The 24,467-nt window shown below is 46.5% G+C and carries 25 protein-coding genes and 1 pseudogene; 15 read left to right on the forward strand and 11 right to left on the reverse strand.

Features of this window, described 5'->3' with window-relative positions:
- Together M0L20_RS29175 and M0L20_RS29180 are read right to left on the reverse strand one after the other, a co-directional pair.
- Positions 1-1,054 (reverse strand): sensor histidine kinase (locus M0L20_RS29175; RefSeq protein WP_248480794.1); only part of this gene is annotated, 1,054 nt, incomplete at its 3' end.
- A gap of 5 nt (positions 1,055-1,059) precedes the next feature.
- Positions 1,060-1,872, reverse strand: coding sequence for a LytR/AlgR family response regulator transcription factor (locus M0L20_RS29180; protein ID WP_248480795.1), 813 nt, complete (start codon positions 1,870-1,872; stop codon positions 1,060-1,062).
- 171 nt (positions 1,873-2,043) lie between these two features.
- Here M0L20_RS29180 and M0L20_RS29185 point away from each other — a divergent pair, with 171 nt between their 5' ends.
- On the forward strand, positions 2,044-2,286 hold the full coding sequence (locus M0L20_RS29185; RefSeq protein WP_232564060.1) for a helix-turn-helix domain-containing protein: 243 nt from the start codon (positions 2,044-2,046) through the stop codon (positions 2,284-2,286).
- A 563-nt stretch (positions 2,287-2,849) separates the two neighbouring features.
- Here M0L20_RS29185 and M0L20_RS29190 read toward each other — a convergent pair.
- Complete coding sequence (locus tag M0L20_RS29190) at positions 2,850-3,314, reverse strand: cold-shock protein (RefSeq protein ID WP_248480796.1); 465 nt, start codon at positions 3,312-3,314, stop codon at positions 2,850-2,852.
- 529 nt (positions 3,315-3,843) lie between these two features.
- The gene (locus M0L20_RS29195; RefSeq protein ID WP_248480797.1) at positions 3,844-4,041 is read right to left on the reverse strand and encodes a hypothetical protein; all 198 of its coding nucleotides are present in this window, start codon (positions 4,039-4,041) and stop codon (positions 3,844-3,846) included.
- An 830-nt stretch (positions 4,042-4,871) separates the two neighbouring features.
- On the opposite strand from M0L20_RS29195, the gene M0L20_RS29200 reads away from it, so the two are divergent.
- Both M0L20_RS29200 and M0L20_RS29205 read left to right on the forward strand, forming a co-directional pair.
- The gene (locus tag M0L20_RS29200; RefSeq protein ID WP_248480798.1) at positions 4,872-5,747 is read left to right on the forward strand and encodes a helix-turn-helix domain-containing protein; all 876 of its coding nucleotides are present in this window, start codon (positions 4,872-4,874) and stop codon (positions 5,745-5,747) included.
- Positions 5,748-5,826: 79 nt separating this feature from the next.
- Positions 5,827-6,939: an FAD-dependent monooxygenase gene (locus tag M0L20_RS29205; protein WP_248480799.1), complete on the forward strand. Its 1,113-nt coding sequence runs from the start codon at positions 5,827-5,829 to the stop codon at positions 6,937-6,939.
- Positions 6,940-7,278: 339 nt separating this feature from the next.
- Here M0L20_RS29205 and M0L20_RS29210 read toward each other — a convergent pair whose 3' ends face one another.
- Positions 7,279-7,815: a hypothetical protein gene (locus M0L20_RS29210; protein WP_232564065.1), complete on the reverse strand. Its 537-nt coding sequence runs from the start codon at positions 7,813-7,815 to the stop codon at positions 7,279-7,281.
- A 438-nt stretch (positions 7,816-8,253) separates the two neighbouring features.
- On the opposite strand from M0L20_RS29210, the gene M0L20_RS29215 reads away from it, so the two are divergent.
- Positions 8,254-8,697, forward strand: a complete 444-nt coding sequence (locus M0L20_RS29215; RefSeq protein ID WP_248480801.1) for a hypothetical protein — start codon at positions 8,254-8,256, stop codon at positions 8,695-8,697.
- Between the two features lie 67 nt (positions 8,698-8,764).
- Here the strand turns inward: M0L20_RS29215 and M0L20_RS29220 are convergent, their stop codons facing one another.
- The 6 genes from M0L20_RS29220 to M0L20_RS29245 form a co-directional block, all read right to left on the reverse strand.
- Positions 8,765-8,962: a hypothetical protein gene (locus M0L20_RS29220; protein WP_248480803.1), complete on the reverse strand. Its 198-nt coding sequence runs from the start codon at positions 8,960-8,962 to the stop codon at positions 8,765-8,767.
- A gap of 270 nt (positions 8,963-9,232) precedes the next feature.
- The gene (locus M0L20_RS29225) at positions 9,233-9,631 is read right to left on the reverse strand and encodes a cbb3-type cytochrome c oxidase subunit I (protein WP_248480805.1); all 399 of its coding nucleotides are present in this window, start codon (positions 9,629-9,631) and stop codon (positions 9,233-9,235) included.
- 49 nt (positions 9,632-9,680) lie between these two features.
- Positions 9,681-10,070 (reverse strand): putative quinol monooxygenase, encoded by a 390-nt coding sequence (locus M0L20_RS29230; protein ID WP_248480807.1) that lies wholly within the window; start codon positions 10,068-10,070, stop codon positions 9,681-9,683.
- 575 nt (positions 10,071-10,645) lie between these two features.
- Positions 10,646-11,458, reverse strand: coding sequence for a DUF5694 domain-containing protein (locus M0L20_RS29235; RefSeq protein WP_248480809.1), 813 nt, complete (start codon positions 11,456-11,458; stop codon positions 10,646-10,648).
- A gap of 324 nt (positions 11,459-11,782) precedes the next feature.
- Positions 11,783-12,577, reverse strand: a complete 795-nt coding sequence (locus M0L20_RS29240; RefSeq protein WP_248480811.1) for an alpha/beta fold hydrolase — start codon at positions 12,575-12,577, stop codon at positions 11,783-11,785.
- Between the two features lie 204 nt (positions 12,578-12,781).
- On the reverse strand, positions 12,782-12,946 hold the full coding sequence (locus tag M0L20_RS29245; protein WP_248480813.1) for a hypothetical protein: 165 nt from the start codon (positions 12,944-12,946) through the stop codon (positions 12,782-12,784).
- A gap of 529 nt (positions 12,947-13,475) precedes the next feature.
- Between M0L20_RS29245 and M0L20_RS30280 the strand changes: the two genes are divergently transcribed.
- The 11 genes and pseudogenes from M0L20_RS30280 (at position 13,476) to M0L20_RS29295 (ending at position 24,460) form a co-directional block, all read left to right on the forward strand.
- Positions 13,476-13,601, forward strand: a complete 126-nt coding sequence (locus tag M0L20_RS30280) for a hypothetical protein (RefSeq protein WP_262924063.1) — start codon at positions 13,476-13,478, stop codon at positions 13,599-13,601.
- An 18-nt stretch (positions 13,602-13,619) separates the two neighbouring features.
- Positions 13,620-14,144: pseudogene (locus M0L20_RS29250) on the forward strand (alpha/beta fold hydrolase); the annotation flags it as partial.
- Positions 14,145-14,207: 63 nt separating this feature from the next.
- The gene (locus M0L20_RS29255) at positions 14,208-14,336 is read left to right on the forward strand and encodes an alpha/beta fold hydrolase (RefSeq protein ID WP_248480817.1); all 129 of its coding nucleotides are present in this window, start codon (positions 14,208-14,210) and stop codon (positions 14,334-14,336) included.
- A 155-nt stretch (positions 14,337-14,491) separates the two neighbouring features.
- Entirely contained in the window at positions 14,492-15,058 is a 567-nt protein-coding gene (locus M0L20_RS29260; protein ID WP_248480818.1) for a Crp/Fnr family transcriptional regulator, read from the forward strand.
- A 74-nt stretch (positions 15,059-15,132) separates the two neighbouring features.
- A complete protein-coding gene (locus M0L20_RS29265) occupies positions 15,133-15,732 on the forward strand; it encodes an HD domain-containing protein (protein ID WP_248480819.1) in 600 nt (199 codons plus the stop codon).
- A 765-nt stretch (positions 15,733-16,497) separates the two neighbouring features.
- Positions 16,498-17,574, forward strand: coding sequence for a replication initiation protein (locus M0L20_RS29270; protein ID WP_248480820.1), 1,077 nt, complete (start codon positions 16,498-16,500; stop codon positions 17,572-17,574).
- A gap of 663 nt (positions 17,575-18,237) precedes the next feature.
- The gene (locus M0L20_RS29275) at positions 18,238-20,181 is read left to right on the forward strand and encodes a glycoside hydrolase family 97 protein (RefSeq protein WP_248480821.1); all 1,944 of its coding nucleotides are present in this window, start codon (positions 18,238-18,240) and stop codon (positions 20,179-20,181) included.
- 193 nt (positions 20,182-20,374) lie between these two features.
- Complete coding sequence (locus M0L20_RS29280; protein ID WP_248480822.1) at positions 20,375-21,487, forward strand: Fic family protein; 1,113 nt, start codon at positions 20,375-20,377, stop codon at positions 21,485-21,487.
- Between the two features lie 107 nt (positions 21,488-21,594).
- Positions 21,595-22,293, forward strand: coding sequence for a response regulator transcription factor (locus tag M0L20_RS29285; RefSeq protein WP_232564076.1), 699 nt, complete (start codon positions 21,595-21,597; stop codon positions 22,291-22,293).
- Positions 22,290-23,552 (forward strand): sensor histidine kinase, encoded by a 1,263-nt coding sequence (locus M0L20_RS29290; RefSeq protein ID WP_248480823.1) that lies wholly within the window; start codon positions 22,290-22,292, stop codon positions 23,550-23,552. Before M0L20_RS29285 ends, M0L20_RS29290 begins: the two co-directional genes overlap by 4 nt.
- A 59-nt stretch (positions 23,553-23,611) precedes the next feature.
- Positions 23,612-24,460 (forward strand): HAEPLYID family protein, encoded by an 849-nt coding sequence (locus M0L20_RS29295; RefSeq protein WP_248480824.1) that lies wholly within the window; start codon positions 23,612-23,614, stop codon positions 24,458-24,460.
- Positions 24,461-24,467: the final 7 nt, after the last annotated feature.

The following is a 24,467-nucleotide window of genomic DNA, read 5'->3' on the forward strand; positions in this document are numbered from 1 at the left end:
CCCCCCCCGGCTCTGTCCCGGTTTTATCTATCTCGGAGATGCCGAGGCTGTTTTTGACAATAAATGTGAATAGTCCGTCCTGCATAGAGGCATGTATATAAATAAAAGCTGCTTGCTTACTTTTGCGCACGCCATGTTTGAAGGCGTTCTCCACAAAGGAAATTAGCAATAGTGGGGCGATCTTATACCCTGCGAGATTTCCCCTTTGGTCAAACGTAATGGTTACTTGGTGCCCATGTCGGATACGTTCGAGATCCAGATAATTCTGAATGTAAGCCAGTTCTTTTGCTAAATCAGCCTGGCCTTGATTCGACTCGTAAAGCCCGTACCGCATTAAGCTGGCGAGTTTCAAAACCTGTTCAGCCGCTTGCTCATTCGTATCCATGATATCGACATAGACACTGTTCAGCGTATTGAACAGAAAGTGTGGGTTGATCTGCGATTTAAGAAAGTTGATTTCAAGCTGAAGATTTTCCTGCTCTAAAGCCAGCTTATCTCGTTCCAACGTCAGTTTATCCCGCTCCAAGACGATCCTGTCTAACTCTAACTTAGCGTTCTTTTTTTGGATGAAAATGATATCACGTATTGATTTGACCGATATGGTTATGGTTGGTATAAACAAGGCAAGGGTGTAATTCCAAGTGGCTATGCGTGCACTCTTGAAACAACCCAACCAGCCTCCGTCCTTCAAAAACAACTCCCAGGCTATTGTTATGTACGTCTTTTCTTTACCTACGTATCCATCCGTAACATCCAATAAACTCTTGAACATCAAATAATTGATCGCGTAAGTCACATAAAAAACACCTATCAGATACCCTAGTGTAACAAGTAACTTTTTTTTGTAAAGAAATTTAGGGAAAATGAAATAACAAGTAAGATAAAATAGAGTAATATTTATTAACAAATCTATCAGACTAACAACGTTAATAACCAATGCGTTGTCTCTATAGACTGCCTTTGTCACTACTCGCCCCACGCAGAAATAAAACAGTATCCACAATCCTACATGCAATCCAACTCTTAACCACTTCTTCTTTGTTAGCTGTTTCATGCTCCCTACCGCATCATCCGTTTCAACACGTCCATTACTCGCTCCCGGTACGTAACGCCAATGGGTACGCGCTTTCCGTTTAATGTTGTAATCAGGTTTCCATCTATTTCCTTTATAGCGCCCAACCGGATTAGATACGAGCGATTGACCCGTAGAAATTCATCCGCGGGCAGCATCGACTCCAGCTTACTCATTGTCATGTAGGTCAGAATCGAACGTTCTGATAAATGGATGGTCAGATAATCGCTGTCGCTCTCCACGAAGAGTATATCAGAAGGAGCCACCCGGATTAACTTCTTATCTTCTTTTACCAGAAAGAAATTCCCTTTTTGCCCCGCTGGCTCTGTCAGTTCTGATTCTGCGATAGGTGCCGGCACTGGCTCAGCGGTCGGTATGTTGGGTGTGCTATCGGGAGTGGTCACGGGTGCGATACTTACTCCCTGACGGGCTTTATACTTGTTAATCGTTTGCATAAACCGCTCAAAAGGAGTCGGCTTGAGCAGATAGTCTAGTACGTCGTGCTCGTATCCCTGCACGGCATATTCAGAGTAGGCCGTTACCATTACTACCGCCGGACGTGGAAAATTGGGCCGACTCGCCGGTAAAGCTTTTAGAAACTCGATTCCCGTCATCTCAGGCATCTCAATATCCAGAAAAATCAGGTCGGGTTTAGCCTGTTCAATCTCAAACAGGGCATCAACAGCATTGTAGGTCTGCCCTACGACCAGCAGGTAAGGTACGCGCTTAATGTATCTTTCGAGCAAGACATGAGCGGGAGCTTCATCGTCTATAATAAAGCAACGGATAATGGGCTGCATAGGTAAGGTTGTATCACAGGGAGGTAAACGATGAGTTCAAACACCGTAATAATACATGGATTCACCGAAACGGATGCGCAGTTGACCGAAATAAGTTGATCGATTTCATTGACGGCATTTACTTCGATTCACCAAGCAACCCAAAATTAAACAACCAAACGCTGTACTCACATGAATCCAATTGCGCTCAAAATCCGTAAGCTTCGCGAAATTCACAACTACCCACAGGAATATGTTGCGTTTCAGTTGGGAGTAAGCCAAGCCGCCTACAGCAAAAAAGAAACGGGTCGCACCGAACTGTCGCTAACTGTTTTACAGCAGGTGGCCACCCTCTACGGTATCAGCCTTGTAGACCTCATTGGTCTGACACTACAGGATCTTATTGTTCATGCCGTGAAGCAGCAGGTTTCGTAGAGCTTATTGATCGTATATTCCTAGAAAGCTTGACCAGTTTTAGACCCATTGTAGGTAGTAGGCCCTCCCGTTCACCTTCCACGGGTGAATAGCGAAAATAGTTAAGCTAGGAGTAACTATCCTATTCAAAGGCTGAGTTATCTTGACTGCCCCCGGTTGATCATTCCGAGAGTCAATGCCAATACCCGGCAAACCCAAAGCATAGCTCAGTCTGACCATAATGAGGAGTAAGAGACCGTTAAGAGGTCGACCAAAGCAATCTTCGCCGATGTGCAGCAATCGTTGTCTTCTTCCAGTACCAGTTGTTAATTCTGGGGTAATCCTGTTTTGATCGGACTCTTTGCTTATGTAAGCGTCAAGCGACTTAAGTTCCAAAATCAATCCGAAAGCGGTAGCTTAATTCTGAAGGTCATCAACGCATAGTATAATACCCGCACCACGGTGGCCTTCACCATAATTGAATCTTTAATCGGGCCGACGGCATCAAATCAAAAAAGTTGACATGAACGGGGTCAGACCTCTCGTTTTTGTCAACTTGTACACGGGGCAGGGGCTATCGGCGCTTAATTTGGAGTCTTGACCAGCTTTCTGACCTGTACGGCACTGGCTCCTTTGGGCGTATTTTTGATTTCGAACGTAACCCGGTCATTCTCTTGAATCGGATCGATTAGTTCGTTCTGATGCACAAAAACGCTTTGCTGGTTTTGCTGATCCCGGATGAAACCAAAGCCTTTTGCCGAATTGAACATGGTTACGGTGCCGCGTCTGACTACCTCTACCAGTTCAGGCTCACGTTTGGCGATCCCAATCACAATTTCCTCCTGGTCGACAGATTTATACCCTTTAGGGTCGGGTGGCGTCGTGGACAGATTGCCATTTTCGTCGACATACGCTAACATCTGATCCAGGCTCTGCCCCTTCGTGAGGTTAGCTTTTCGATCGTCGCGCTTTCCCTGCTTGTCCTGTTTCTTTTTTTGCCGGGCTTTTTCTTTTTCCCGTTTACTGAAGGTTTCGTTGGATGCTCCCATGGCCCGTCAATTAGTTTAGTAGTGAATAATAGCTGTTCGAACCGACAGCACGCTTGTACGACTCCATGCCAACCAGTCGCTCTTGGCTGTTTCCGAAAAACAATCTGGAGTAATACGATTATCGTCGGTAGACTGCATGATGACCTATGATCATCGACTGGGACAAATCAGGAAGGAACTACCGGATGAGCGCTTTAACGACAACCGGCAAATTAATTCTTTAGTTCTACTAACGAGGGTTGTGGGTTATTAAGCCGGGAGAATGGCTAGGTTTTGCCTGCTTCTTGGGATGGAATGCGGAGCAACCGCATTTACCAAGCATTATTTGTTTTGCGCGAACACACCGACAGATAAGCGCCTGAAATGGTTTTTCTTGTCAACGTACCCTTGTTCATTTTTAGTGCCTGTTCCACTGCCCTTAACGCCAATTTGCAGATCCGATAGTGCAGACAAGGACTGAACGACAAACATATCTAAACCAACCCGCGTAGCAGACCCATCATTTCGAAAAAGATGGGTCTAACCGATGTTATGACTGGCTCAGTTGATCAATGACAAAATTGTATTCAGCAGATAAGGCTCTGCCTACCAGATAATGGCTACTAAGTAAACCGATGAACAGCAGCGGGCTTTTATTCATTGCCCCCAGCACCGCATTATGTTCCAATAACTGACTCTTAAGCATGTACTTACGTCGATACAGCTTCTTACGGACCTGATAATCCATAGACTTATTCTGTTATTCTTTATTAAACGGTAACCGCCCCTATTAATTGTTCGAGTACACGAATTTATTTATAACGTTGATTAGTAGCGTTTGTTGGCTGTATTTTGAAGAACGGCTTAGAACACGCTGGTTCGTCCCCCATCGATTCCGGTTAGCTAGCCATACTGTTTTTACTACTGATCGGGTGTTCGCTCAACGATCTTTACTGCGTTTTTTATGCCACTGCCTCACTCTTAACCGCCCCGGTTGTCCCGGCGGGTTATAGAGCCACGTAGTTAGTTTAATGTGTTATGATCGAACTGGTAAGCCCGGATGCCCTGCGCCCGGGCTTATTTGATCCCGTACACTTGGATTCGATCCAAAGAAGCCTAACCGCTAGCTTCTGACCGTAGAGAGCAGCTTTTACACCAGTGAAAACTTACTATTATCAACTATGGCCATTGCGCGCTGTTTTAGCAATCAGGCCAGCCAATAAAAAGCAAAGTCCGGGCCATCGTGGGTCCGGACTTTTAATGATTGAACGTTGAGTATGAGTAATCTATCTATAGCAAAGCTACTCGTGGTAGCGAACAACTGATGGAAAGTAATGTCTGTATAGATATACCTTACCCAAAACGTGCCAATTTAAACTCAATTCAATAATCAATTGATAATCAGCAAATTGTTCTTCTACATTAATCTCCCTAAGCGGTCAGGGTGTGATTTTTATCCTCAACTTTGTCTTTTCAGGTCAACACTGAATATACACGCGTTTCCACACCGTACTGAAACAACCGCTATTAAGTAAGTACCTTCCCCGGCTGAATCTCCCGGCAACTACAGCGCATCCAATGGGCAAAAAGAAAACATCTATACCGGTCAACACCATGACTGACGACCGGGACGCCGGGATTGCCATAGAGAAAGTCGTTTTTTCCCGTTTGCCGCCACCTGGCAGCGGAAATACCGTCGAAGCCAATCGAGAGGTACACCGCCACAACACCCATACATTTCACCTGCTACAGAAAGGAATCGTTCACATTGACATCGATTTTGAACACTACACGATGGAGTCTCCGTCGGTCATTTACGTTCATCCCGATCAAGTGCATCGCACAACGGCCATTGATCAGGTAACCGTTGTCAGCCTGGCCATTACCAACGAAAACCTAAATCCGGAATACCTGAACCTACTGGAGAACCTCACTCCCGTGAAACCCCTGGCAGTCGCGCCCGACGCGCTGACACTCCTTGACGATGCCGTATCGCTTTGCCTAAATGTGTCCGAACGCCGGGAAAACAGATTACATCACTCCTTGCTGAAAGATGCCTGCAACACCCTGGTTGCCTTGATTCTTTCGGCCTATGTAGAGCAAACAAAATCGACGGGCCGACTTTCACGGTTCGATCTGGTAACCAAAGCCTTTCGGGAACAGCTGGACCGTCATTATGCAACGATTAAACGTCCGGCAGACTACGCCCGGAAACTACACTTGTCAACGCCTTACCTCAACGAATGCGTCAAACACACAACCGGTCAGTCTGTTTCCGGGCATATCCAGCACCGCATTATTCTGGAAGCCAAACGGTTACTATATCACTCTGATCATTCGGTGAAAGAAATTGCCGCTCAGCTAGGCTATGACGATTACCCGTATTTTTCCCGGCTCTTTGCAAAAGTGACAGGCATGACTGCACTAGCCTTTCGAACAAAAAACCGCGATTAGTCCAATACCTACCCTACCCCGGCCTTTCCGGCTTCGATCCGTCAACGTTGCTTTGTGCCAGCAAAAAATCACCTGCACAATGGACACAATCACAGGAAAAGAAGTACTGATTTCGGGGGCCAGCATTGCCGGGCTTAGCACCGCCTGGTGGATGAATCAATTGGGCTATCGGGTAACGGTAGTAGAGATGGCTCCGCAACCGCGTGTCAATGGGGCCGCCATCGATTTGAAAGGCGATACAATAGCGGTTATTAAACGCATGGGTCTGTTTGACGAGTTGACAAAGCACCGCTTACACGTTGACCGCGTCGAATTTAAGAATGCGGATGATATGACGGTTGGTTCGGTACAGACAGCGGACAACGAGTCAGACGAACTGGAAATCGAACGGGAAGCCTTTATTCATATCCTGCTGGAGAACCTGATCGACAAGGTTACTTTTCAGTTTAACGACAGCATCACCGCCCTTCATCCGACCGAAGACGGAATGGCTGTTGAATTCAAGCAGGGTGCCCAGCGCTTGTTTCATCTGGTGCTGGGCTGCGATGGGGTACACTCGGGCGTCAGACGGCTTTGGTTCGGGGACGAGGCTGAGTACGCCCACTTTATGAACGCCTACGGCTCGCTCACCATTCTGGATAAACTACTGATCAGGCCAGGCACGATGCAGTTGTTCCGGGTGCCGGGCAAGTCAATTACCCTAAATGCCTATCGCACTAAGACAGACGTTATTTTCAGCTTTGTTTCAGACACAAAAATCGATTATGATTATCGCAACAAGGGGCAGCAACGACAGCTGATTCTTGACCAGTTTGCCGGGCAGGGCTGGCGAACTGCCGAGCTCCTGGCCGAAATGCAGCAGTCAGATAATTTTTACCTGGTTGAATTTTATCAGATCCATATGCCGTCTTGGACCAAAGGCCGGGTGGCGCTGGTAGGCGATGCGGGCTATTGTGCTTCTCCGGCTGCGGGTATGGGTGGCTCCCTGGCGGTGAGCGGGGCTGCGGCCCTGGCCGATGCGTTACAAAAACACGCTGGAAACTTCGAGGTGGCGTTTGAGGAATATAATGACACCTTTCGTCCGTTTATCGAACGCGTACAGGCCGAAGCCCGGCAAAACCTAAAAACGGTGTTCCTGCCCGAAACCGAAGAAGGTGTTCAGCAAAGTAACGCCCAAACAAACCCTTTTTAGGAGTTGATGTAGCAATCGGTTCGGTCGTTCTATTCCCCATAAAGACAGCTAATTGTTAATAACCATCGGTTCATCCTCCTGGGCACCCCCCAACCCCGGTTCAGATAATCGTTGTCTAAACCGGGGTGGGGAGTTTACTTATCTGGTAAGCCCGATCAGAACATAAGCAAGAAGGGGCTTTTTGTTTTACAAGTCGTTTAACTTAATGTGGTGCCGATGGCTGTTGCAGGAAGGCTGAAAGATGCTAGTTAAACTAGCTATGTTCAGCCTGATTATGACTTGATAAACAAAGCAGTAACCGCCAATAGTACGGTATTATGGCATTTAAACTGGTCTTCTTCAGTGCCCAAAGTAAAAGTTAACCGATCCTTGAAAACTTGGTTGAAACCAGTTGACCTGTGTTAATTTACCTACTTTAACGACTCCTTCTATTGACAGTTGCTTTCGAAGGGGATACTCAAGACCGAAGCCCGCATTCAGCTTAGCACTATAGAAGGGCTGAGGTGGCTGCTGACCCTGCTCAACCTCCCAAACCCAGTCCTTGAAACGACCGTAGGAAAGTCCGGCCTCCGAAAAACCGGATATAAAACCGCCATTCCACAAATAATAACGGCCAAAAAGTCCCGCTTCCTGCCGTTGCGAAAAGAAATTATGCACCTCGCTCTCTACACCAACCCAGCTACGGTTGGCTACAAACTTGCCTACTTTAGCGGTAAATCCAAGTAAAGTTAGCCCTCCCCCAGCTAGCCATCTCCCCTGCTGGTGATAAGAGACAGAAATTTTCTGCCAGTCGCTGTTTTTGTCTTCCGTTTGGGCAAAGCTGGTCGAATACAAGCCACAAAGTAAAGCGGTTATCAAGCTATAGTTGTTTTTCATCTGCTGAAGGCATTGGGTTGGTTGAAGGTGTAGGTTTATTTTATGTAGATCGTCATGCATTGACTATACATTGTACTAGTGGAATCCATGCTCTAGATAATTCAATCTCTCAGGGTCAATACACGTTGAATTGTGATCTTAAAGCTATTGCTTTTCCATCAATACCTACTCAGGATACGGCTTATGTTATCAGAAAAACCGTCCGTACACATGGGAATTAGAATTACAATGACCGAATCAAACTAACAGAAATACGAAGGAAATACGTGGTTCACTTTTGTACATTTCGTCACGGTGAGCAACTCATGAAGACACGTGGTTTCCAGGTAAAACCGACTAACAGAAGCCACTTACACAACTTTTAACTATAAACGTAGTTTATATACCTGAGTTGCTTATCTTACGTCCAGAAACTTAATTTTCTTAAATCTGTCAATCATGGAGCGATTAAGATTGCGTAACAATATATTTTTCTTTCTGTCATTTCTTACGTTTTTACTGCTGGCTTCCTATCAGAAAGCTTCCAGCGCTGACCGCGAAGTTGTAGTAACGACTCTACGAGGAAAGGTAATTATCAAGTTGGAACCTCACGGTAGTATTCGGGCCAAAGTATTTCAAGGCCAAGCGTTACAATATGAATTCATTTTAGATCGGGAGTCTCAGCAGAAACTGCTCACTCACAACATTGACAGAGCGAATATCTACTTGGTTGGTAAGCACGGAGAAGAATTGGTGATTGACGATCTGAAGACACAAAAGCGATTTATTTTATCAATGGTTGCTCGAGAGAGCACGTTCAAAAATAAACCATCCGCCCGAACCAGAACTATCCTCATAAAAGGCTATTCAGTAAGCCTGATCGATTCTCTCTCTTGTATGTAGCCGGTATATAGAATAGCATCCCCTTTGGACGGTTCTAAGAAAAGTCTCTTTACACAGGATGAGGTGTTCAACTGACCTTTATCTTACGTTGAGATCGACTTTTCCAAATGACCCTAACACCACTTAAACCGACCAACAATCTGAATTTTTCACTTTTAAGCCCATACAGCAGACCGAACTCGCTTACCATGACACCAAGCACATCATCTGAATGAATTTGACCGTTAAAGCTGTAGCTGGCAGGAACAAGAGTTGGTTTGTTCATAAACTCGTAACCCAGAGCGATCATACCACTGGGGTACTAGCTTTTTCCTAAACATAACCCCAGCCAGTAGTTATTCGGGAAGAGTTTTTAGGATTAAATTATGCTAGCCGAAGATGATGGTAAATGCAATCAAGACAGTGCTAAGCTTTACCATAGATGACACCGCAAAATAAATGAGCTTTTCATCAAGTATAAAGCTTAGACAACTTCAGATTTTGCCTGTCTTCGGGAAGAATTGTGTGATTAGAATATAGTATGCGACTCGCTAATCTACTTTCGTAATAGAGTCGCTACACTATTGACTATATAGGCACACTGAGCCAGGAGAAGTGTTAATAGCACTAAGAAAAGCCATTCTGTACCTGCCAAGCGATCACTGCTGAATAGAGGTGAAGTAACTATAACTAATCCACCTATAGTCAGAGAAAGATGACTTCGTGCAACAAATGGGTCGGTCGTTTTGCCACTCAAGCCTATTAACCAGTAGCCCATTCCAACGACTAGCAATAATATTGATCCTGCTAAAGCAACGTGCAGGTTAGCAATCACGAAATAAGTATCATAGAACTGGACATTCAAAGTATGCTCTCTAAATAAGAGACCAACCAAGACGAGTAAAGGAATAGCCAACCAGCTGATAAGATACGGCTTATTAGGCAAAATTTTCATGTCCATTCTGGTATATCAGTACTATTAAGTAAAGCCATAGAACACCGAATTATTTTATTTTCATAAAAGGTATAAGTGGATCGGTTTCGACTAGTTCAAGCGATTTGACCATGTTTTTTGTGGCCGTTTTATATTTAATAAAATGGGGTGTTTGTAGGTGTGCGCGATACGCTGTTGAATCAGCATAAATCTCTAAAATAGTAAAGTGAGTAGGATGTTCTTTTTCCGAAACAGCATACAAGGTCAAAACACCTGGCTCAACACGTAATGCTGTTTCAGCTCCCTCTTTTAACAACGCTTTGTAGTTTTCCAATTGAGTTGAATCAATGACCAACCTGGCTAATCGCACAATCTGTTTCTTGTCCTGGGCAAACGAATTGCTATAACAGATTAACAGCAGCAGTAGTGCAGCAGCTTTAGTTGGTAGTGACCCTATCATACGTGTTTTTATCTAACTGATCAAGGTTTCTAGGCTAGTGACAATTTTAAAGCATAGACAGAATTGTGCCTGTTGGTTCAAGCAGCTTCCATATTTTCTAACCAAACAATACGTTAAGCTACTTAGAATTGTTACGCCATTTGAGCTTGTAAGTTTAAAGAATGTGAATAAACCACATTACTTGCCTTGGCTTTCAGGCTGTGCTTCCACATTATGTTTTGAGGCCCGAGGTATGGACTATAAACACATTACCACTCCCCATCGTATTTATTTACCTTACCGGCCTGGTAACCGAGCATTGGATTGGCGCTCCCGGTCATTGTTGGGTTGCCCGCCTAAAGGCCGATCAGAATATCGAGGTTACCCAGTGTAGTCGAATTAGGTGTAGTAAGTACGTAAGTCTTAACTCCACTGTAGTCGTACAACGGCCATGAGCGTTCAGCAAGACGCTGACTAGTAAGAGGTTATTCGTCATTGATGCTCATTTCCAGCTACTCGCCCACAAAGAATAAACGTACGGAAGTGAATCGCTCCGTTCGTCAGAAGCGTTTCTGTAGTCTGGCGGATACGGTTACTTATTTCTTGAGTACATCGCTTACGTCAACTACCTCAAATTGGGTGTTTGACTCGAAGAGGTGTTTCAGAATAGGAATGTGACCATAACCAAACAACACCATAATGGCTCTATCACCGGGGCGAATCGCTCGTAGAATGTTAGTATAGATATGGAGATTTGTACTGTACCAGTTGGCTACCAGATCGGTACCCGGATAGTTTGATCCCTGTCCAATCCGTGTTGCAAATTCCGTATAGATTGAGGCATTTTTCCGAAGCTCCTCCTTCGAGTTGATAAACCGGTACAAGTCTGTTATCGATTGCTTTTCCTGAACGTCTACCACACCGGTCATGGTACGACTGGCAAACTGATCGAGTGCTTCCAGTATCGCTGTCTGCCCGTTCGCCTTTGCATACGCATTAACAGGCTCCAAGTCGAATGAGCCCCGGTAGTTGACGCAGGTTAGGGTTGGTAGTTTGAGCCGCTTCGCCAGCGGATAGGCGATCTGGTCAACTTCATCCGTGCCAGGTTTGAATTGACCTTTCAAATACTGATGGTATTCACTGTCGACCTTGCTTTGTCCCTTCGTAGGAACCTCAATACAGATTTGGTTTGGCAAAAACTGGCTCAACTGCGTGAGCATCTGATCAAGCTGCTTCTGGCGCTCCTTATCCCGAACATCAACCACCTTGTTTTGATAGGCGTCTTGAGTGGATGGGGTGAAGTGAATACTTCCCACCAGCAACACTTTTATCTTGGGCGAAGCCGCTGACTGGGCAGTTACGTTGAGAGAGATCAGAAAAAAAAGAAAACCAAATAGATACTTGAGCATAAGGTTGCGCGGTTCAGCGAGCAAAGGTACTCGCCTAGCCGTTTGTCCTTACGTATGAGCTAAAGTTTCTCTGTTTTTGAACCTGGAGAGTTGTTAGCAACAGGATTAACTCTTTTCAGTCTATGATCAGTCATGCTATCGGAGCAGTCGAACACACTATTATCCGGGTGAACGCTGCGGTAGTAATCGAGATTTCCATAACTATGCGCCCGAGAATGAGAACAACCGAATTTTTAATGTCTTCTGGTAAAGATGGTTGCGGTAATCTGTCGTAGGATCAATTTTGAATCGCACGGTTCCTTTGTATCTAGTAGATCTGATAGATTACAAGTGTTGCTTGTAGAAATGGACAATTTCTTCGATCAACAAGGCTGGCTTATCTTGAGGAATGTTGTGAGAAGTGCCTGCTGCATAAACCAGATGCCGGTTACCATGTCCTTTCACCAGGTTACGCTGGTCAGCCTTAAATCGCTCGTTTTCGCTAGCTTCTGAAAACGGTCCCCGCTCAGCCATGATATCCAGCAAAGGAATACTGGCGGGCAGCGTCAGTTGCCTGACATAGTCACTGGTCCGCTCCATGCGAGCCAGCAGATAGTACAAGCTCATGTACCCCGCTTCATAGTCTTTTCGATCCAGACGCTGAAAATAGGTTCTAGCTAGGCGCATGTCGGCGTAGGAGGGTATGCGCGGATCAACCAGAATAATGCCTTTCACCTGAGTCGGATGCCGGACCGCGTAAACCCAATTGTAAAAAGCACCTAACGACTGGCCAACCAGTAACAGAGGGGTATTGCGGTAGCCAAACTGGTACAACGCCTTCTCTAAACTTTTGATTTCCTGGAGGATCGTGTAACCCGCCGTATCAAAACTACTCTGGCCAAAGCCCGCCCGATCATAGGTAATGACAGTTGCCCCAAGACGCTGGTGCACAACTGCGGCAATCGAGTCCCACTGGGAAGCATCCTGTCCGCCCCCCGATTCGAAAAGGATGGGGGCCTTCTTACCTTTTAGCATCCTAACATGAAGTCGATAAGGCCGAGCGTTAACAAGTGTATCGATTAATTGCGCATGGGCATTCACGGTCAGTAGTAACAGCCAGACAAAAAGGATTTGTTTCAACGTCATTGGGTATTGTAGGCTTACTTGTATGTCTGAACGTGCGGCTTCGTATAAAAGAGTTTTCAACGCAACGATACCTTTCGCCGAAAGATGAAACAGTATGTCTTATAGCTAGTAATGAGGTAGTAAGCCCGAACAAAAACATAATCTAGACATTCGTTCGAAAAGCCAAGAAATAGGCCTGATATGCATGATGCTTACCTTTTAACCCCGCTTACTTGCGATCAATCGTCTCTGCCGACGATAAGACAGGCCAGCAGCCAGAAAGAAAAAGTCAGCGGGATACGCAAACAGATAATTACCCGTCATAGCAATGACTATCACACAGACAAGACCAGATGCAAGAAGACCTATATAGTTCATTTTCATGATTAAAAACGATTTAGAAGTTCTATAAGTGACCTTACGAAAAGCTATGTATATCAATCTTAACTTTTCCCCGGATCACATCCCAGAAAAACGTTTTCAGTTGACTAGCTATGTTCTTTATGCCTGAAAAAAATTCTATCTGTTTCATGATTTCTGAAGTCGTATAAGAGCCTATGGGTTGTAAGAGCATATGGATTGGTCGATCGACTAAACTGTGTACAATATAACAAAATATGGTAGAATAGAACCCAGCATGCTTTCGTATAACGTTTGTGCAAATGAGCCTTGTCAAGATTACAATATTCACTATCGAACATCTTCTGTCAAGATGGTGCTTATCATGCCCAACAAATCATAAAATCACTTAGGCCAGCTGGCAAATTAACCAGTGCATGGTTGATAACCCTCCCAGAGCGCCATAAATCACCTCTAATGCCATCAAAAACTTTTTATGAACCCTAGTTCATTTACAATAATAAACGCCGTAAAAGACAAATAAGGCATGTAGACAATTAACACCGCCGATCTTATGGCTGACGAAGAATTAGTAAAACAGTTACCCGGTTTCACGAGCAGCTACCTGACCGTCGATGGCGTTCGGCTCTACTACGTTATGGGTGGCCAGGGTAAACCACTGGTTCTGTTGCCCGACTGACCCCAGACTTGGTGGAGTTACCACAAAAGTATGCTCCTGTTGGCCGAAAATTACCAGGTAATCGTGGTTGAACTACGAGGAATAGGTAGTTCAGCCAAACCTCCGACGGGTTATACAAAAAAAGCGATGGCGGGCGATGTGGCGGGCTTGCTGGATCAGTTGGGCATCGGGCAGGCGAATATTGCTGGTCACGACATCGGTGCTGCCGTGGCTTTCAGCTTCGCGGCTCACTTTCCCCGGCAGACCAGCACGCTTATTCTGCTGGACAGTCCACACCCCGACAATCTGTACAAACTTCCTATGCTTCCAGTCGGAGCGGGTGTTTATCCGTGGTGGCTAGCCTTCAACCAGATCAGGGATTTGCCGGAACAACCACTAGAAGGCCGGTTTGATCTGGTGCAAAATTGGCTGTTTGACCAATTGCTGGAAGATAAGACAGCCATCAGCCCTTTCGACCGGCAGGTCTACGCACGGGCTTACAACAGCCGGGACGCGATACGAGCATCCAATGGCTGGTATCAGGCCTTTACCGAGGACATTTAGGCTGTCAGAGGCCAGAAGATCGAAGCACCAACGCTTGGCATCGCCAGCCCGGCCGGTTACGCGATGCTTACTTTAGTGCTCCCTCCTTATGTCAATAACCTGACACTCCAGAAAGTAGCGGGGTCAGGCCACTTCGTCCAGGAAGAGAAGCCAGTCGAAACAGCTAGATTCATCAGCGATTTTCTTGGCTAGACCGTTGCTCGGCGGATAAAGCCGTGCCAGCCTAACGATATCTATCGGGTATAAATCCAGGTAGACGGCACGACTTTATCCGCTTCGTTGTTCAGCAGGAGAACTTGTTCATCATTTTTACCGACACAACTACCGATCAACACCGGCTTTGGCCAATGGAAGAACTCTTCACCTATCTGGCCCAATTCGGCTACCTCAATGCGCAGCAGCGCGAACTCATCCGGATCAGGGCTAAACGCCGGACCATTGCCAAAGGGGCCTATTTTGCCGAAGCTGGAAAAATTTCTAACCAGATAGGCTACGTTACAGACGGTATTTTCAGGGTTTGTTACTACGACAAACGGGGCGACAGCTTCACCCGCTATTTCGTTTATGAAAACCGGTTCGTCGTCGACATCAACAGTTTTCGTGATGAGCTACCTTCTGCAGAATACATCGAAGCCATCACGGATTGTGATCTCTGGGTATTTTCCCGGAAAGATTTCAACCAGCTTTCCACACTCATCTCCGAATGGCCCGGCATGTTCGCCAACATTACACTGCACGCGCTGGAAAACAAGCTGAAATTTACCAGCAACATGCTCGTACAGGATGCCCAGCAGCGGTATCAGAACTTTCTTGACCATTATCCGGGGTTAGCCAACCGGGTTCCGCTCACGATGCTGGCGTCCTACCTGGGTATCACTCCTTCCTCGCTAAGCCGGATACGAAGAAACCGATAAGCTATTTCCTGTCATTTGGCAATTGAGTTTACACCCGTGCGGCTCAATTTTGTCCCATCACTAAAAAAACACCGATGAAATCGACAGATCTCTTCCGGCAAATTGCCTTCATCAAGGAAGTGGACAAGCTTAAGTACATTCTCCGCAGGACGAAACTTTTCAACAGTGACCGAAACGAGAACGACGCCGAGCACAGCTGGCATTTGGCCCTGATGGCGCTGGTCTTGGCCGAACATGCGAATGTTGCGGTTGATCTACTCAAGGTTATTAGGATGTTACTAATTCACGACCTTGTCGAGATAGACGCTGGAGACACGTTTATTTACGACACACAGAAAAGCCATGACAATACCGAGGAGGAACGAAAAGCCGCGCACCGGATCTTTGGTTTATTGCCCAATCATCAAGCCCAAGAACTGATGGCTGTCTGGGAAGAGTTTGAAGAAGGGCAAACCGACGAAGCGAAGTTTGCCCGCGCTATGGACCGACTGGAACCCCTACTTCAAAACACATCGAATAACGGGGGCACTTGGACTGAATTCGACGTGGACTACGAAAAAGTGTACGCTAAAAAGCAGGTTATACAACGAGGGTCCAAAGTCATCTGGCAATATGCCGAGCAGCTGATCAACGATAGTGTTGATAAAGGAATTCTTAAGAAGAAAGACGTCTAGTGCCAGTTCACAAAATTGTTCTGACTAATCACCCCCCTAAAAGCAGGCTCTTCATGGCTACGCAGACGGTTACTTTCAGCGTGATCTGTGTAGACAGAAGAGTTTGCTTTATTTACCTGAAAAGTAAATATTCCCTCTAGCCTGTTTCTTTTCTTTCTCCTCCGCTCTTTTGATTTTTTTTGATTTTTTTACTCTCGATGCAGATTGTGATGAGGTGATCAAATTTTGAAAAAGTTATCAAATATTTTTGTTTTGATTGATTTGTATTGATTAAGTGGCTTGCAACCAATTGATAGTCAACTTATTACAAGGAGAAAACCGACTTTTGGGGGGAGTAAAACCGACTTTTGGGGGGAGTAAAACCGACTTTTGGGGGGAGTTTCTGTAGTGAGAAAACCGACTTTTGGGGGGAGTAAAACCGACTTTTGGGGGGAGTTTCTGTAGTGAGAAAACCGCTTTTCCACAATTAAAAGTCGGTTTTTAGTTATAGGATAATGTAACGCCTGGTAATCTCTCTCAATGGCTACAATTTAGTGTAGCTATGTACAGTTTTTGTACACTAACTGTATTCTTTATACACCATACTTTACTTTTTACTTCTAGCTCCTTCTATTTTATAGCTTATCACACATAAAACACACACCCTTAGAAAACCGACTTTTGGGGGGAGTTTTTATTAGGTATATTCATTGATAATACCGACGTCATTCTTTCTGAAGTCGGTTTATATTCTTATCTTTCGTCCCTTAGATGCCCTCCTATCCCATGAGCTCGCAGACGGAACAGTTACAAATCGCTTTCTATCCCCGACCCAATAACTATCAGCCTAATATCATTACTGAAAGCAGGCAGGAGTTTACGGAGATGGAAAAGAAGATTGTAGTTCTAGCTATTAATCAGCTTCGACAAATCGCTCAGTCATGGCAGAAGGGGCAGAACGTTACCTTGCTGATCCCTTATACCGAACTGACTGACAGCCACCACGGCAAAATATCTGCGGCAGCCAACACGCTTAACACAAAACGCATTGTTTATCAGAACTTCTCTGATCCTTTCGAGCCAGAATTTGATTACATAGTGCCTTTTCCCCGCGTACGCAGTATGATACTAAACGGGAAGCGACACCTAGAGCTGTTGATGTTGTCTGAAGTTGTTCCGAGTTTCATCGAATTAGGAAAACGCTACACCAGCTATAGCCTCAAGCTCATGCTGTCGCTCTCCTCCATCTACGCCCAGCGTATGTACGAGATTATCATGATGTTCTACGGACGAGGACAGAAAGAGTTTACCTATGAAGTATCGAAATTACGTACCGCGCTCAACTACCCCCCCGAACACGATTACTACGATTTCAAGCGAAAAGCCCTGACCGTTGCTCAATCGGAACTGTCTCAAAAGATTGGTTTACAATTCGACTTTACACCTTCCCTCAAAAATGGCAAAGCGGTCACCGAGTTGCGCTTTGTAGTGCAGTCAGATCAAGACCTGATCAACAATGATGTGGAAGTTGATCTGCTCACGGCTCAGACTATGCAGCCTCACGAAGTCGTAGTCATTGCTCGTAACCTCATCCACGATTACAAGTTCACTAAAAAACAGCAGAATCAGATTCTGGAAGACATCGAGTTGATGAACACCTTTATCCGGCTGCACACCGAGTTCCATCACGGGAAGCGGGTGGCCAAGAACCCCACTGCCTACATGGCTCAGGCCCTTGGCTTCGGTAAAGCGGACACCAAATCGGAACCCCTCACTAAAGCAGCAACAGGCCGGAAAGGCAAACCGAAGGTGGTGAAGAATCTGTTGACTGATACGAGTGATAAACCAAAGCGTAACGCGTAGCTCCTTTTGCCTACTCGATGATCTTACACAACCTTTCGCGGTGTGGGCTATGATCATGCTAATTGGCTTAGGCAATTGGCTATGACAGATAACCAAACAAATAGCACTAAAGTAGTAGCATTAAGAACAGCTTGTTTTACTCGCTTAATGATCTTCAACTTACTGAATATCAATACTATGAGCGCTCTTATACTTTTGCAACCGTACGGCAGACCGTAGCCGCTCCCTTTTTATTATCTGGATTAATTTATGTTGTCAAATGCTTCCGAAATTGATTAAGCCATCAATCATCTCATTACCGTAAATTAGTCTTATCGCTTTCTTGATGCCCTTGTAAATGTTATAAAGGTTGCGGCAGACTGTAAACGCTCCAATTTTGGATTGACCCGGTGGGTCAATCCGTAACCTTTATCAGTATAAATCCGGTCAGCCTGCCTTCCAGAGTTGACTTTCAATCCGATACCAGCTTCTGCCCAGAGCTAGGAATCAGCCACTACTAGCTGTGCTGATGCGTGTTCTATTACCCTGGCATACTCGGGCATTTAGCTCTTCATTGCAATTCGGCATACAAGGTGGTAACGGGACGATGTCATTGAACGCCACGTCGCAATTTACGCCGTGAATAAAACAGTCCGCCTACATAGGATTCGTAAACCCACTTCTATGAAAATAAGTCCTTTAGCCTACCCGCTGCATTTTTTCAACGTTCTTTTCTGTTTAGCGGGAGCCATCGTCCTTTTCAGCGGCTTTGACGCAGCAAGCCAGTCGATGAGCCTGGGTTCGAAGCCTGAATCAACTAAAATCACCTTGTCTTTGACTAAAACCGGCGAATTACGTTACAATGTAACCCGCCGGGGTAAAATGATTATTGCCGACTCTCCGCTCGGACTGGACTGTAATGACCAGAACTTTACGGCTGGACTTTCAGTCGTTCATGTTTCACCCGTTGACGTAAGACGGGAGAATTATGAATTGAAAACAGGTCATTTCAAAACGATAAACCACGTGTTTGAAACAAAGAGCATAACGGTTAAAAATAAGTTGGGTGCTCGGATGATCATTGATTTGCTGACCGGTAACGAGGGCGTAGCTTTCCGCTATCGATTTCCGGATCAGACATCGACAATGCGGGTGATCAATGCGGAACGCACAGGGTTTCAGATTGAAAAAAAGGCGAAGGGCTGGTTGCAGCCGTATAACAAAGCCGGAAAAGTTACGCCGGGCTATGAGGATTTTTATTTTAGCGTACATCCCGGCGACTCAATCAGCAATCCCCGTAACCCATCTGTAGGGTGGTGTATGCCTGCCCTATTTCAAGTAAATGAAGGCAAAAGTTGGATCTTACTGGCTGAGTCGGGAACGGACGGTTCGTTTCCAGGGTGTCATCTGCAAGCCGATTCAAAAGGTGGACTGTATAAAATTGCCTTCGCTGAAAAAGACGAAAAATATACCCTTCCCCTCGGCGCTGACAATCATCCAACATCCACTCTTCCCTGGGCAATGCCCTGGCGGGTCATCATCGTTGGCGATCAGGCGGGGGACATTCTACTGTCAAGCATGATTACAGATCTGGCTCCGGCCTCTAAACTTGAGGATACGTCCTGGATAGAGCCAGGAAAAGCTACTTGGTCCTGGTGGTCCCATCCCGAGGATCATTCCCCCGAAATGTATAATCAGTTCACGGATTTGGCCGCTTCATTCGGTTTTCGTTATACGCTGTTTGATGCGGGCTGGGAAAAAGCCAACACCGAAGGAGGAATCATTGCCAAGGCCACTGCCAGGGGTATCAAGCCCATGGTGTGGGGCTATTCAGCAGCGTATTTCGACGCAGAAAAACGAAAAAAACGATTCAAAGAGTTGGCAGCAATGGGCGTCAAAGGAGTTAAAATCGATTTCTGGTGTTCGGATCGGCAGGAGGTGATGGCCTGCTTTGATTCGCTTTTTAACGATGCCGCCAAAGAGCATCTACTTATCAATCTTCATGGTACTACCGTTCCAAGAGGCTGGCATCGAACCTGGCCTAATTTTATGACCGCCGAGGCTGTTTTAGGAGCGGAACACTATTTTTACGAACCTAGATATCCAGATCTGGCCGCCCAGCAAAATACCGTGTTGCCCTTTACCCGAAACGTTGCAGGCCCTACCGACTACACTCCGTTTGCCTTAACCATTCGAAAATATCCCCGGTTGAACACGGCCGTTCACGAGTTGGCTACTGCGATGATCTATACATCGGGAATTATTCACTTTGCGGATTCAAAAGAGGTATTTGATTCATTGCCTGTACCCGTCCGGCAACTGCTGAAAGACATGCCTGCCAGTTGGGACAACACGGAAAGTATCGTAGCTGAACCGGGGGAACAGCTTATTCTCGCCCGTCAGAAGGAAGGTCTTTCTTACCTTGTCGGCATCAATGGAACAAATAAGGCAGTGCCCGTCAAACTGAACCTGTCCAAATACACAAAGGGTTTTTCAAAATTTAAAGTCATTGTGGAAGGTGAAGATCCATTGATGGACTTCAAAACAGAGACCTATCCGATCACCTCTATCTGGCAACACACGTTTGCGCCCAAAGGGGGCTTCATTATTCAGTTTGTTAACGAGTAAACGTATTCTGCGGGCTTGTCAATATTCGTTTGATCAGAGGTTTTCGCTTGTTCTTCGGCTAATGCCCTCATCCACTTTACCGCAACGAATTACGGCTAGCTCACCCAGGTACTACTAAAAATGAGGCATAGAATTCGTTCCTTTAACTCACTTTTTCAGTAATATTGAGCTATAGAACACGAATTGATAACGCATGAGATGGATTTGGCAGCTACCGAACTGGCCACAGTTTACATTCGATCCCGCTCAGTTTGTTCATTTTGAACGGGAATTTCATCGAAATGCGGGGGTCATCATTGGGTCGCTGGCCGCCGTTTCTGCCGACGAGGTCAATGAATTACGGGTTACGTTACTCAGCAATGAAGCGCTGGACACCTCGAAAATCGAAGGTGAGATCCTGGATCGCGATTCCGTTCAGTCGTCAATCCGCCACCAGTTAGGCCTGCAAACGGACGGCAGGAGGTCAGGGCCAAAAGAAACAGGTGTTGCTCTGATGATGGTCGACTTGGTCAAAAGTTACCAGGAGCCTCTTACTCAGGAACACCTTTTTTTGTGGCATAAGATGATCATGAATGGTCGAATTGATCTGGAAACGATTGGTGGCTACCGGACTCATACTGACCCCATGCAGATTATATCCGGTCGGTTGGACAGGCCCATATTGTTCTACGAAGCTCCTCCGTCTGATCAGGTGGAAACGCAGATGAGCCAATACATCGACTGGTTCAATCGAGCCATTGAAGCGCAGATGCCAACGGTTGTTCACGCGGGCATGGCCCATTTGTATTTCGAATTGATCCACCCCTTTGAGGATGGCAACGGGCGGATCGGACGTATTCTTGCCGAAAAGGCACTGGCCATCGGAGCCCGACAATCATTGATTACCGCCTTGTCCACTACGATCGAACGAGACAAAAAAGCATACTATCAGGCTTTGGAGCGGGCCGATTTCTCGTTGGATATCACCGAATGGTTGATCTATTTCTCTGGAATGATTTTGGAAGCCCAGGTCTACGTTCAGAAAATGATTGCCTTTGTTGTCTATAAGGCTCGGTATTTTGACACGTACCGTGGCCGGTTAAATGATCGGCAGACCAAGGTAGCGTTGCGTTTGTTTGGGGAAGGACTCGCTGGTTTCAAAGGAGGTTTAAGTGCTGAAAATTACATCCGGATTGCCAAAACCTCCAGAGCTACCACGACCCGTGATCTGGCCGAGATGGTCGAAATGGGCGCGCTAACAAAGCAGGGAAAGCTACGCCATACGCGCTATTATCTTCCCGTCTGGGAAGCCGCTGTTACGAACTAAGGCTCGTCACATCTCCAGGAAAATAGGCGACAAATAACGTTGGCAGAACCAAGATTCCAGATTCATTCCAGATTTTATGCCTTGATTTGTGCATAGCCAGGCAAGCCATGAAATTATTACTTATTGAAGATGAGCAGGCTCTCAGCCAGACGATTATTCGATTCCTGAGTCAACAGGGACACGTCTGTGAGCTGGCCACGACCTATCAGCAGGGGCAGGAAAAAATTGGCGTTTACACCTATGACTGCGTTTTGATCGACCTTATGTTGCCCGGAGGAAGCGGTATTGATCTGCTCAGATTGCTAAAGAAAGACCATAATCATACCGGAGCCATCATTCTTTCGGCCAAAGATTCACTGGACGACAAACTGCTGGGCTTAGACCTGGGAGCCGATGATTATTTACCCAAGCCGTTCCATTTATCCGAACTCAACTCACGGATCAACTCGCTGTTGCGACGCCTGAAATTTAAAGGAACAGCCAGGCTAGAAATCGGTGCCCTGCAAATCGATACGGACGCGCGGGTGGTGTATGTACATGAACATGCCCTAGAGCTGAACCGAAAAGAGTATGACCTGCTGCTGTTGTTCGCCACCAATCCAAATCGGGTCATCAAAAAATCAGCCTTAGCTGAGCATATATGGGGTGACCAGTCTGATCAGGTCGATTCCTATGATTTCATTTATTCGCAGATCAAAAATCTGCGCAGACGATTCAGTCAGGTTGGGTATGAGTTAGCGATTCAAACGGTTTACGGAATCGGCTATAAGTTCACGCCCACCGATCAGCCAGCGATACCCTCATGAGACTATTGACGCGAAGTACGCTGATCAGTTCCGCTATTTTGCTGGTGGCCCTGCTTATCAGCGGATTGTATATTTACGACCAGGTTAGCCAGGAAGTGCGGGACGAAATTGACGAGAAGCTGCTCAACCGCAAGCTTGAAATTCTGGCCAGTCTCCGCTCCTGGGAAGGAGCTATCCGCCCGATACCCATAGCGACCGATTTTCGCCTGGACTCAATTAGCGCTCAGGATTACAACGCCCTGAACGAGCATTTTGAGGACATTTCCCGGTACGAGTTGGTCGAAGGAGAAAACGAACTTCACCGGCAGCTGGTGACCAAGTTTAAACGAGCCGATACTTATTATTGCCTGCGCATTCAGACGTCACTGCTTGACCTGGAAGACATGGGTGAAATAATCGCCTATAGTACACTGGACGTCATGGTGGGCTTGCTTCTGATTGCCTTTCTGGTCAATAGCCTTCTTCAGCGCAAACTCTGGAAACCCTTTTACGGAACGCTTCTTCAGCTAAACGCTTTTCGGCTGGATCAGGTGACGCCATTACAACTGCCCGGTAGCTCCATCAAGGAATTTAATCAGTTAAATGAGACAATTGCGAAGCTGACAGCCATTAACCAGCGAGTCTATCAACAACAAAAACAATTTGTTGAAAATGCTTCGCACGAAATTCAAACGCCCCTGGCAATTGCCCTGCACCAAACCGAGCAACTGATTCAGAACCCAGATCTGACCGCCAATGATGCGCAGGCTCTGGACATACTAACCCAGCAGCTGGAACGATTATCGGCTATGAATAAGGCGCTGTTGCTCATCAGTAAAATAGACAATCAGCAGTTTGGCGAAACGCAGTCGGTCAACGTAGGTGATTTAATTCGTCAGACGGTCGATGAGTACTCGTTTCTGGCTGAGCAGAAATCTCTTCGTGTCGAACTGGATTTCCAGAACGAGATCGTTGTTGCGGCTAATCATCATTTGATGGCGATGCTGGTCGGCAACCTGATTCGCAATGCGCTGGTTCATTCCGCTAGCGAGAGCCTGATTACGATCCAACTGGCTGACCAGTCTCTGCGCGTTGAAAACACGGCTGCCACGCCCATCGCACAACCCGAAACGTTGTTTGGCCGATTTGTCAAGCAAAGTGATAAACCGCAATCGCTGGGACTGGGCTTAGCAATCGTGAAGTCCATCTGCGATACCTATCAGTTTACCCCATCCATCGCTTCGCAGGGAAACCAGTTTATTTTCTCCCTCTCTTTCTAAAATTCCAGATTCGTTCCAGAAACACCCCGGAGCTTTGACCCAACAAAACAGCAAAGGGTATGAATAAGGTGTTTTTAGGCTGGATAGGAATGTGGTTGCTGAGTTACGGACCAAGCTGGGCCCAGCGCCCGAGTGCGTCCTTCGATACACTCGTTAAACCAACTGAGGAGAAGGTTCGACTGGCCAAGATTTCCCACGCCGAACCTTTGTATCTGGACCTGGTGCGGGATCTGGGGGCTCGCCGGGGCGAACGAGAATGGAACGTAGGCACCGAGTTCAGCCAGCAGAAAGGTGCGACAAGCTGGCATCCGTTCATTGAATACGAGTTTGCCCCCGTCAACCGGCTCGGCCTGGAGATCGAATTGCCGGGGCAGGTAAGCCTGGCTGACCCGGATCAGGGCCAACCCAGATCGGCTTCATGGCGTCTGCACAGCATTAAAACGTCTATCCAGTGGACCTATGCTGTGCTGGAGCGCTGGCAAACCTCCTTGGCGGTAGGGTATACCAATGAGTTAATGCTTCCCCCGGCAGCCAACACCGCTGGCTTTTCGGCCATCGAAGCGGGCCATCCTTTTTTGGTAGCTGCCAAAAAGTGGGGAGCGCATTGGCATACCCTGGTTTATGCGTCCTGGGCAGGGGAACTATCTAAGCAGGGGTCTATCCAGGCGGGTGGCCATGAACTGAACATAGCGGTGCACTACGTCATCCCTCATTCCAAGGCGTTTATGGGGGTAGAACTGTATCAGTCCTGGCCTGCCTCAGACGCACTGATGATCCGTCCTCAAGTGCGTATCGCCCTGAAAAATAACGTACTCCTTGGCCTTGTTGGCAACATGCCACTTAACCAGTCGACCGTAAGCAGCTGGTTTATCCGACTCATCTACGAACCCCGACGCAGCGCCCGCTGATTGTATG

Origin of the sequence: Spirosoma liriopis, from assembly GCF_023196085.1 — a bacterium.
GTDB classification, from domain to species: Bacteria; Bacteroidota; Bacteroidia; order Cytophagales; family Spirosomataceae; genus Spirosoma; species Spirosoma oryzicola.

What these genes read in the sequence shown, in the direction of transcription:
- M0L20_RS29260 (WP_248480818.1), top strand. Translation starts at nt 14,492, where the DNA reads ATGGAAGAACTCTTCACCTATCTGGCCCAATTCGGCTACCTCAATGCG.
- M0L20_RS29285 (WP_232564076.1), top strand. Translation starts at nt 21,595, where the DNA reads ATGAAATTATTACTTATTGAAGATGAGCAGGCTCTCAGCCAGACGATT.
- M0L20_RS29220 (WP_248480803.1), bottom strand. Translation starts at nt 8,962, where the DNA reads ATGAACAAACCAACTCTTGTTCCTGCCAGCTACAGCTTTAACGGTCAA.
- M0L20_RS29215 (WP_248480801.1), top strand. Translation starts at nt 8,254, where the DNA reads ATGGAGCGATTAAGATTGCGTAACAATATATTTTTCTTTCTGTCATTT.
- M0L20_RS29195 (WP_248480797.1), bottom strand. Translation starts at nt 4,041, where the DNA reads ATGGATTATCAGGTCCGTAAGAAGCTGTATCGACGTAAGTACATGCTT.
- M0L20_RS29270 (WP_248480820.1), top strand. Translation starts at nt 16,498, where the DNA reads ATGAGCTCGCAGACGGAACAGTTACAAATCGCTTTCTATCCCCGACCC.
- M0L20_RS29255 (WP_248480817.1), top strand. Translation starts at nt 14,208, where the DNA reads ATGCTTACTTTAGTGCTCCCTCCTTATGTCAATAACCTGACACTCCAG.
- M0L20_RS30280 (WP_262924063.1), top strand. Translation starts at nt 13,476, where the DNA reads ATGGCTGACGAAGAATTAGTAAAACAGTTACCCGGTTTCACGAGCAGC.
- M0L20_RS29185 (WP_232564060.1), top strand. Translation starts at nt 2,044, where the DNA reads ATGAATCCAATTGCGCTCAAAATCCGTAAGCTTCGCGAAATTCACAAC.
- M0L20_RS29295 (WP_248480824.1), top strand. Translation starts at nt 23,612, where the DNA reads ATGAATAAGGTGTTTTTAGGCTGGATAGGAATGTGGTTGCTGAGTTAC.
- M0L20_RS29230 (WP_248480807.1), bottom strand. Translation starts at nt 10,070, where the DNA reads ATGATAGGGTCACTACCAACTAAAGCTGCTGCACTACTGCTGCTGTTA.
- M0L20_RS29265 (WP_248480819.1), top strand. Translation starts at nt 15,133, where the DNA reads ATGAAATCGACAGATCTCTTCCGGCAAATTGCCTTCATCAAGGAAGTG.
- M0L20_RS29200 (WP_248480798.1), top strand. Translation starts at nt 4,872, where the DNA reads ATGGGCAAAAAGAAAACATCTATACCGGTCAACACCATGACTGACGAC.
- M0L20_RS29190 (WP_248480796.1), bottom strand. Translation starts at nt 3,314, where the DNA reads ATGGGAGCATCCAACGAAACCTTCAGTAAACGGGAAAAAGAAAAAGCC.
- M0L20_RS29225 (WP_248480805.1), bottom strand. Translation starts at nt 9,631, where the DNA reads ATGAAAATTTTGCCTAATAAGCCGTATCTTATCAGCTGGTTGGCTATT.
- M0L20_RS29280 (WP_248480822.1), top strand. Translation starts at nt 20,375, where the DNA reads ATGAGATGGATTTGGCAGCTACCGAACTGGCCACAGTTTACATTCGAT.
- M0L20_RS29205 (WP_248480799.1), top strand. Translation starts at nt 5,827, where the DNA reads ATGGACACAATCACAGGAAAAGAAGTACTGATTTCGGGGGCCAGCATT.
- M0L20_RS29290 (WP_248480823.1), top strand. Translation starts at nt 22,290, where the DNA reads ATGAGACTATTGACGCGAAGTACGCTGATCAGTTCCGCTATTTTGCTG.
- M0L20_RS29235 (WP_248480809.1), bottom strand. Translation starts at nt 11,458, where the DNA reads ATGCTCAAGTATCTATTTGGTTTTCTTTTTTTTCTGATCTCTCTCAAC.
- M0L20_RS29245 (WP_248480813.1), bottom strand. Translation starts at nt 12,946, where the DNA reads ATGAAAATGAACTATATAGGTCTTCTTGCATCTGGTCTTGTCTGTGTG.
- M0L20_RS29180 (WP_248480795.1), bottom strand. Translation starts at nt 1,872, where the DNA reads ATGCAGCCCATTATCCGTTGCTTTATTATAGACGATGAAGCTCCCGCT.
- M0L20_RS29210 (WP_232564065.1), bottom strand. Translation starts at nt 7,815, where the DNA reads ATGAAAAACAACTATAGCTTGATAACCGCTTTACTTTGTGGCTTGTAT.
- M0L20_RS29275 (WP_248480821.1), top strand. Translation starts at nt 18,238, where the DNA reads ATGAAAATAAGTCCTTTAGCCTACCCGCTGCATTTTTTCAACGTTCTT.